This window comes from Synechococcus sp. BDU 130192 (genome assembly GCF_963876085.1).
Taxonomy (GTDB): Bacteria; Cyanobacteriota; Cyanobacteriia; order Cyanobacteriales; family MRBY01; genus MRBY01.
The window spans coordinates 64,141-72,235 of record NZ_CAWNNO010000007.1; the positions used below are offsets into that span (position 1 = coordinate 64,141).

An 8,095-nucleotide genomic window follows, 5' to 3' on the forward strand; every position below is an offset into this window, starting at 1 on the left:
GGATCGAGAAAACAGCGTTGGGTTCGTAATTTTTCTTATAAAAACTTAACCTTGTTAAAATAGAATTGATCATTTATTCAACACAGGAGGGTTCATGGCTAATATCACCTACGTTCCGGCAAATAAGGACGTGATTGCGGCAGATGGTGCAAATTTACGGGAAAAAGCCCTGCAAAATGGCGTGGATTTGTACACTTTCGGCGGAAAATTGATGAATTGCGGTGGTGTTGGCCAATGCGGAACCTGCATTGTCGAGATTCTGGAGGGGATGGAAAACCTGTCGCCCAAGACTGATTTTGAGAAGCGGCGTCTCAAGCGTAAGCCCCCCAGCTATCGCCTTGCTTGCCAAACCTTGGCCCATGGGGATGTTGTTGTAAAAACCAAACCCTAAGGGCAGCCTCTTTGGTTTTTTGTTTAGGAAGATATTCTTTGGGAATCCCCGTGGCGATCGCCCCTGGTAAGGAGCTAGAGGTGATATTCTTGATATCATTGTGATCTAGCTCGATGAAGAGGCGATTATTCAATGCAAGTTAACGATCTCGGTTTCATTGCAACGATTCTTTTTGTACTCGTACCCACCGTTTTTTTGTTGATCCTTTATATCCAGACCAACAAAACGGCTTCCTAAGAAAAACCATTTTAAAAAAACACGATAAAAAACAATGGGGGACAGATCCTTGGCGATCGCCCCCTTTTTTATGGCTGTGAATTGATTTTCTTTTTAGCTGGCATCAGTCCGAGCTAAGAGCACAGGACAAGGCGCATTGACCCGCACATAGTCCGATAGAGACGTGCCCAGTAAGCGATCCAGGTCAGGCATACTCTTAGCAATGGAAGGACGGCGGTCTGGGGAACCTAGGATTAACAAGTCAATGTTTTGGTCTTTGGCGACATTACAGATCGTGGCCCCAGGACGACCCCCAACGACTAACGTTTTGTACGCAATGCCCATTTGTTTAGCCCGTTGAATCGCTGGGGCGAGGGCCGGATTCGCGTCCATTTCTGCTTGGGAAAGGGAAAGATTCCCTGGTAAATCAGGGTTAACCCGCAGGAGCAGCAGTTCGCAGCCACCATAATCCCGCAGCATTTGCAGGGCTAGATCCAAACCATACATTGCTGCATCGGATTTATCGATGGCGACCATGACTTTTTTGACTGTGCGCACATAGATGTCATCCTTAACCAGGAGCATCGGGCGATTGGTGAGCTGGAAGACGTATTGACTCACAGAATTAGCGAGGATCGACTGTAGCCGTTTGAGTCCCCGGGAGCCCATTAAAATTAGGTCGGCATCAATCTCATCGGCGACTTTGCAGACCACGTCTTTAGGGTCCCCTTGGCGCAGGATGGTGTTAACGTTGCCAGGATCGAGCTTGAGGTCTTGGATCGCTTGGGCGAGGAGCTTACCACCGGTTTCGTAGCCTTTTTGTTCGATGTCGGGAGTCAGCTCTTCCTTCACAACATGGAGAATATTAATGCTAGTGTCTTTGAAGGCAGGGAGCTTGAGCAAGTTTTTCAACATATCCTGGACTTGCCCAGTGCCAGAATCAGCGAAGAGAATTTTTCTAATCATGGGACGACTGTTAACGGGGTTTTTCAAATGGGCTTTTATCCCTAGGATCCAGCATACTCCCTTCTGAGGGCGGGAAATTTTAAGGCTTATTACATAATGGAAGTTGATTTTTTTACGGAATTTTCACCACGATGGATTTGATGCGATCGCTGCCCATTGGGTTATATCTGGAGCAGCCCCAAACCTGGCTCCACCGACTAGACCCCCGGGTAAAACTCGCTTGGTTGATGAGTTTTTTGATTGGGCCGATTTTGGCGAACAACCTGTGGCGCTTGGGTTTGGTGGGGTTATTAATCGCGATCACCCTAACGGCATTAATTCCCTTGCGGGTCTGGAAACAACAGATGGGGTTGCTGTTGATTTTTTGTTTGGTGTTGTTTGGGGTTACGTTAATCACCCCCGATGGCTTGGTGCTTGATCATCAGCCCCGTTTACCGGCAGAGGATCTAGATATTCAGCAAAACTATGAATATGTGGTGTGGCAGTTTAAATTTATCTCCGTCACGCGCCTCAAACTCGATCTGGGCATTAAGCTCAGTACACAAATTTTTACGTTGCTCTACAGCACCAATCTCTATCTGTTGACCACGGCAGCGGAAGAAATTACCACGGGTTTAGAGTTTCTCCTGGGGCCGCTACGCCGACTCAAGGTTCCGGTGACAGAAATTTTGCTTACCCTGACCCTCTCGCTCCGGTTTATTCCCCTTGTGTTGGAGGAAATTCAGAATTTAACGCGTTCAGTCCGCACAAGGGCGATCGCCTGGAAGACCCTAGGGTTCAAACAGAGTGCTCAACTGTGGCTGATGGTCTCCGAAAAACTCCTCGAAAATCTCCTGATGCGAGCTGAACAAATGGCAACGGCGATGGATATCCGGGGCTTCACTAGTCCAAATCAGCACCTTGTCCGTTGGCATCAACTGCGCTTCCACCGTTGGGATTGGCTGATCCTTGTGTTGCTGCTGCCCTTTTGGTCATTGCGCTTCCTCTGGGGCTAGTTAGTAGCGAATCCGTGGGTCGATCAACGCATTCACAATATCAATCACCAGACTGACCACCACCACAATCGCCCCGAAAAACACCATAATCCCCTGGACCGTTGGATAATCCCGCAGGGAAATTGCCTCATAAAGACGATTCCCCAAACCTGGCCAGGAAAATGTCACTTCCGTTAAAACCGCTCCTCCCAACAAAGCCGCGAAGGTTAAACCCAAGACCGTGATTACCGGAATGAGCGCATTTTTCAGGGCATGGTTCCAGAGAATTTTTCGTTCAGGAATACCCCTGGCCCGTGCCGCTTCGACATAGTCCGACTGTAACGTTTGGCGCAGATTAACCCGCACAATGCGCTCAAAAATACCACTCAAGAGGATTCCCAACGTACAGCAGGGCAACACCAAATAGTACAAAGCCGTTCTGAGCTGCAAAAAACTTCCCGTGAGCAGACTATCGAGGGTATAGAGGCCCGACAAGGTGGGCGGTGAGGGCACATCCAACGGAAAGCGTGTCCCCAGGGGAAACCACCCCAACTGCACCGAAAAAATGAGTTGCACCACCATTCCCATCCAGAACAAAGGCAGTGCGTAGGTGATAATCCCAAATAATCGCCCGCCTACATCCAACCAAGTGCCTTGGCGGGAGGCTGCAATCATCCCCACGCCAGCCCCCACCACCACCGCAACAATCATGCCAAACAAGGTTAATTCTACGGTTGCGGGAAAATGCTGCTGAATCACCTCCCACACCGGTAAGCCGCGACTGGTGAGGGATGTCCCTAAGTCAAATTGCAATAGGCTGCCGAGGTAACGGACATACTGTAACCAGAGGGGCAGATCTAAGCCTAGTTGTTCCCGGAGTAGGGCCTTGGTCGCTTCAGGGGCACGGTTGCCGAGGATTGCATCAGCAGGATCGCCTGGGGTGGCCCGGAGAAGCAGAAAAACGACAGTGATAATGGTTAACAGCATCAAGGGAGCCAGGAGCAGACGCACCAAGATGTAGTATTGGAGAGCTTTACTGCGGGAAGCCATGGGCAATGGGTGGGGAGAGATAGAACTGGAAAAATTATAGGAAACTGCGGTCGTTCCTCAAGAAAATTATTCTGGGCTAGTGAGGGGAATTAACGTTATGGCAGGCGGTAGGGTTGGGGAACTGGGTTACAATACAGTCTCGAAATTTTCTGAAATTTCGGCACAAATTTTTCTCTTTCATCATTGCGATCAGACCTATGGGCAACAGCTTCGGACATTTATTTCGGATTACAACCTACGGTGAATCCCATGGGGGTGGCGTTGGCGTCGTGATTGATGGTTGTCCGCCCCTCGTGGAAATTTCTGAAGCGGAAATCCAGGCGGAATTAGACCGCCGTCGTCCGGGCCAAAGTCGCATTACAACCCCTCGGAACGAAGCCGACCGCTGTGAGATTATGTCTGGGGTCTTTGAGGGAAAAACAACGGGAACTCCGATTTCAATTTTGGTGCGCAATAAAGATCAACGCTCCAAGGATTATTCGGAAATGAAGGAAAAATATCGTCCTTCCCACGCGGATTTTACCTACGATGCGAAGTATGGGATTCGCAACTATGAAGGGGGTGGTCGCTCTTCGGCGAGGGAAACTATCGGTCGGGTGGCAGCGGGGGCGATCGCCAAAAAAATCCTCCAGCAGGTGGCCGGGGTAGAAATTATCGGCTATGTCAAGCGGATCAAAGACTGTGAAGCCGTTGATATTGACCCGAATCAAGTCACCCTTGCGCAAGTAGAAAGCAATATTGTTCGTTGTCCCGATGCGGCGGCGGCGGAAAAAATGATTGCCCTGATCGATGAGATTCGCAAGCAAAAGGATTCCATCGGGGGGGTGGTTGAATGTGTGGCTCGCAATGTCCCTGTCGGCCTGGGGATGCCTGTATTTGATAAGCTCGAGGCAGATTTAGCCAAAGGGGCCATGTCGCTCCCAGCCAGCAAAGGCTTTGAAATTGGTTCTGGCTTTGCGGGGACTTTGCTCACGGGCCAAGAACACAACGATGAATTTACCGTGGATGACCAGGGCCAGATCCGCACTAAAACCAACCGTTCTGGGGGTATCCAAGGGGGCATTTCCAACGGCGAAAACATTGTCCTGCGGGTCGCCTTTAAACCCACTGCAACCATTGGGAAAGAACAACAGACAGCGACGCGAGCCGGTGAAGAAGCAACCCTCGCCGCCAAAGGCCGCCATGATCCCTGCGTGTTACCCCGTGCCGTACCGATGGTGGAAGCGATGGTCGCCCTCGTGCTGTGTGATCATTTCTTGCGGCACCAAGGGCAGTGTCGCACACTCAGCTAACGAAACCACAAGAGCCAAATGGGCAGTGTTCCCAACAAAAGTAGGGTGCCAGTGGCCAGGGAACTAACGGCTAACTGGCGATCGAGGGCATAGGTTTCGCTGACGATCAGGGTGGCAAAGGCGGGCGGCATCGCGATCTGCAACACCAGCACCAGGCAAATGACGTTAGGCAGGTTAAAAAAGGGCAAGATCAAGCCGAACAGGAACGGGGCGATCGCCATTTTGATCAAAAGACTACTGCGCACTGGCGGTATTTCTTGGCCCGGTTCCAATTCCCCCAGGCGCATCCCGATCAAGATGATCGCCAAACTAATGACTACCCAGGAAGCGATTTCTAAACTCCATTCCAAAGGTTCCGGAAAAACGAGCGGCTTACAAGCCAAACCCAACACCAAACTCCAGAGGGAGGGGTTGATGCCTACCTGGGTACCCATATTTTTCAGGCGCGTCCCCCAAGTTTGATTTTCCCCCTGGCCGTAGTAGGTGGCCACCATCACCCCGACCCCATAGCCCCACAACAGACTGCCCAGTAAGTCGTAGAACAAAGCCCAGGCAAAGGTTTCTGGCCCGGCGATCGCCAAACTGATCGGATAGCCCAGATAGCCTGTATTGCCAATGCTCGAAACCAACAGGAAACTGCCCTGGGAGGGGAGCGATAAATCGGGGGTACGGTAACGCAACCAGAGCCAAGCCACCCCAAAACAGAGTCCCATTGCCAACCAAGCAACGACCGGCGCAAACCAGAGAGTGCCTGTCAAATCCACCTGGCGCACAAAGCCAAACACACTCAAGGGAATGCCAAACCAAAACAGACCTTTGCCCAGATTGTGCCCCAGGGATGCAGGGAGATATTTCCCCAGGAGCCAACCGCCCCCAATGCCTAGCCCCAACTTGCCGTAGATGAGCGCCAATTGCAGCAGCAATTCTGCCATAGAGTCCCTAACCTTTGATCCTTGTTTGAGCCTAACACCAGATGATGATTGTGCCGGAGAACTTTCCTATTCTTCAAAAAGCAACATAAGATAGAACCACAAAATATTTAGGGAGTGCAGCGGTAGGAATTGAGCGTGTCCGAAGAATTTGATGACCTCTCTGTCCTGGATGACATTGATATTCCTGAGGTCGTGCGGGATGAAGATCCAGAACAAAGCGAAAAAACCACAGGATCTAACCCCAAGCAACGCCTCTTGTTGGGGTTGGGGGGAATCCTCATTGTCGGGTTTGGGGCGATCGCCTCGCGCCAGTTTTTCCAGGCCACCCCAGATCCCGCTGCCCCAGAGGATCTTGCCAGCGATGTTTCTCCGTCCGAATCAGGCAGCAATGATACCGAAACCAGCGAACAAATTCTCGGTCATTTTCCCTACCCCGAAGCCGAGGTCAGTGAACTGGTCGCCGTGAGTGCCGATGGTCGCTTGAAATTACGCCCCGCCGCCGCCGAAAAGTTTCTCCAAATGCAGGCCGATGCGAGACAAGCCGGGATCAACTTAGCCTTACTCTCCGCCTTCCGCACCATCGAAGAGCAACAATATTTATTTTTTGATATTAAAGAACAGCGCGCCCAGGACACCACCAAACGGGCTGAGGTGAGTGCGCCTCCCCGCTACAGTGAACACCATACGGGCTATGCCATTGATCTAGGGGATGGAAATTTGCCAGCGACCCACCTCCAGGAAAATTTTGAAAATACAGCGGCGTTTCAGTGGCTCCAAAATAATGCCGCCCGTTATAGTTTTGAGTTGTCTTTCCCGCGAGATAATCCCCAGGGCATCGCCTACGAGCCTTGGCATTGGCGCTTTGTGGGGGATCAAGATAGTCTGGAAACGTTTTACAAATCCCGCAATTTGAATCCGTAGCCCTTTTCTTGGGAAACGATTGGGAGAGAAAAAGGTGATGTGCGCATATTCTCAGAGGAACATTAGATCATGGTAGAAACCCTCGATCAACAGCGTTGGTGGGTACAACGGTGGCTAGAATTACTGGATTCTTACCGCTTTAAAAAACGCCTCGAACGGGCGCGTATCTATGCGAAAGCGGGCAATGTGTTGCAAATTGATTTCGTCGAAGCCCAGGCGATCGCCCTCGTGCAGGGGAGCGAACCAGAACCCTACCGCGTTTCTTTAAAACTAGACCCCTTTAGTGACGAAGCTTGGGGCTATGTGGTGGAAAGTTTAGCCCAAAAGGCACTCTTTTCGGCCCAACTGCTAGCCGGGGAAATGCCGGCGGCCATTGAGCAGGTCTTCACGGCAAATGGTTTAAATTTGTTTCCCTTTACCCTGGCGGATATTCACTCCCGCTGTACTTGCCCCGATAAAGCCAACCCCTGTAAGCACATTGGCGCGGTTTATTATCAACTCGGCGATCGCTTTAACGAAGATCCCTTTGTGATTTTTCAACTGCGGGGCCGCACCAAGCAACAAATCCTTGATGCACTCCGGGACTACCGACGGCAACATTTCGCCACGGCAACTGCGACCAATTTACCCAGCCATGACCAAGCAGAAATTGAAATATCCCAACCGCAACAGAACCCGGAAACCATTGATATTAAACAGTTCTGGCAATATGATCATCCCCTCGATCCAGATTTGGTTGTGATTACGCCGCCCACTGATGGCACCACGAGCCTCGATCTTTTGGGGGCGATCGCCCTTAATCCAGAGGATGCCCAAGCTTTCCAAAGTTACCTCAATTATGTCTATGGCATGGCTAGTCAAAAGGGGTTAATGCAGGCTTTACAGGGGTTGAATGCGAGCGAATCAGCCTAAATCCAGAAAAATTCGCTAAAATCAAAAGCCGATTGCCTTGAAATACAGCAAAAAGGTCACAATCGATCTGTTTTTTTTAGTGGTTTTGCCTGGAGTGTATTGAAATTATGTGGATTATTCCCTTTGTGATTGGTTGTGGTGTTGGTGCGGGGGCGTTTTACCTCGTCAAAAAAGACGATCTGAATCGGCTGGGCACTTTAGAAACGGAACTGAGTCAACTGCGACGAGATCTACAAACCAGCGAAACCAACCACGAGCAACGGTTGCGGGAGGCGATCGCCACCTTACAGCAAGAGTATCAAGGCAAAATTGCCACCCTGGAAACGCAACTTGCCGCCGCAAAAAATCCGGCCCCGGCAGAAACAGCAAGCCTGAAGGATCACACCGTCCCGGATACCCTAGAACCGCCGATCCTGGCCGCCACCATCCAACCCCGTACCG

10 protein-coding genes are annotated in these 8,095 nt (G+C 50.8%); 7 read left to right on the top strand and 3 right to left on the bottom strand.

Features of this window, described 5'->3' with window-relative positions; all coding sequences use genetic code 11:
- Window positions 1–94: 94 nt before the first annotated feature.
- Together AACT35_RS03070 and psbM are read left to right on the top strand one after the other, a co-directional pair.
- On the top strand, window positions 95–391 hold the full coding sequence (locus AACT35_RS03070; protein ID WP_012307752.1) for a 2Fe-2S iron-sulfur cluster-binding protein: 297 nt from the start codon (window positions 95–97) through the stop codon (window positions 389–391).
- Window positions 392–523: 132 nt separating this feature from the next.
- A complete protein-coding gene (psbM, locus tag AACT35_RS03075; RefSeq protein ID WP_012307751.1) occupies window positions 524–628 on the top strand; it encodes a photosystem II reaction center protein PsbM in 105 nt (34 codons plus the stop codon).
- Window positions 629–721: 93 nt separating this feature from the next.
- Here psbM and AACT35_RS03080 read toward each other — a convergent pair whose 3' ends face one another.
- The gene (locus AACT35_RS03080; protein ID WP_012307750.1) at window positions 722–1,573 is read right to left on the bottom strand and encodes a universal stress protein; all 852 of its coding nucleotides are present in this window, start codon (window positions 1,571–1,573) and stop codon (window positions 722–724) included.
- Between the two features lie 131 nt (window positions 1,574–1,704).
- On the opposite strand from AACT35_RS03080, the gene AACT35_RS03085 reads away from it, so the two are divergent.
- A complete protein-coding gene (locus AACT35_RS03085) occupies window positions 1,705–2,568 on the top strand; it encodes an energy-coupling factor transporter transmembrane component T family protein (protein WP_041443581.1) in 864 nt (287 codons plus the stop codon).
- On the opposite strand, the gene AACT35_RS03090 is transcribed toward AACT35_RS03085, so the two are convergent.
- Window positions 2,569–3,597, bottom strand: coding sequence for an ABC transporter permease (locus AACT35_RS03090; protein WP_099239148.1), 1,029 nt, complete (start codon window positions 3,595–3,597; stop codon window positions 2,569–2,571).
- A 197-nt stretch (window positions 3,598–3,794) separates the two neighbouring features.
- Between AACT35_RS03090 and aroC the strand changes: the two genes are divergently transcribed.
- On the top strand, window positions 3,795–4,889 hold the full coding sequence (gene aroC / locus AACT35_RS03095) for a chorismate synthase (protein ID WP_099239150.1): 1,095 nt from the start codon (window positions 3,795–3,797) through the stop codon (window positions 4,887–4,889).
- Here aroC and AACT35_RS03100 read toward each other — a convergent pair.
- Window positions 4,886–5,821 (bottom strand): AEC family transporter, encoded by a 936-nt coding sequence (locus AACT35_RS03100; RefSeq protein ID WP_099239152.1) that lies wholly within the window; start codon window positions 5,819–5,821, stop codon window positions 4,886–4,888. The genes aroC and AACT35_RS03100 overlap by 4 nt on opposite strands.
- Before the next feature lie 135 nt (window positions 5,822–5,956).
- Between AACT35_RS03100 and AACT35_RS03105 the strand changes: the two genes are divergently transcribed.
- From AACT35_RS03105 to AACT35_RS03115, 3 genes are all read left to right on the top strand, one after another.
- Window positions 5,957–6,742: a M15 family metallopeptidase gene (locus AACT35_RS03105; RefSeq protein WP_173867237.1), complete on the top strand. Its 786-nt coding sequence runs from the start codon at window positions 5,957–5,959 to the stop codon at window positions 6,740–6,742.
- Window positions 6,743–6,811: 69 nt separating this feature from the next.
- Complete coding sequence (locus AACT35_RS03110; protein ID WP_099239154.1) at window positions 6,812–7,654, top strand: SWIM zinc finger family protein; 843 nt, start codon at window positions 6,812–6,814, stop codon at window positions 7,652–7,654.
- A gap of 107 nt (window positions 7,655–7,761) precedes the next feature.
- Window positions 7,762–8,095, top strand: a 334-nt coding sequence (locus AACT35_RS03115; protein ID WP_143596778.1) for a hypothetical protein, incomplete at its 3' end; no start/stop codon positions are given.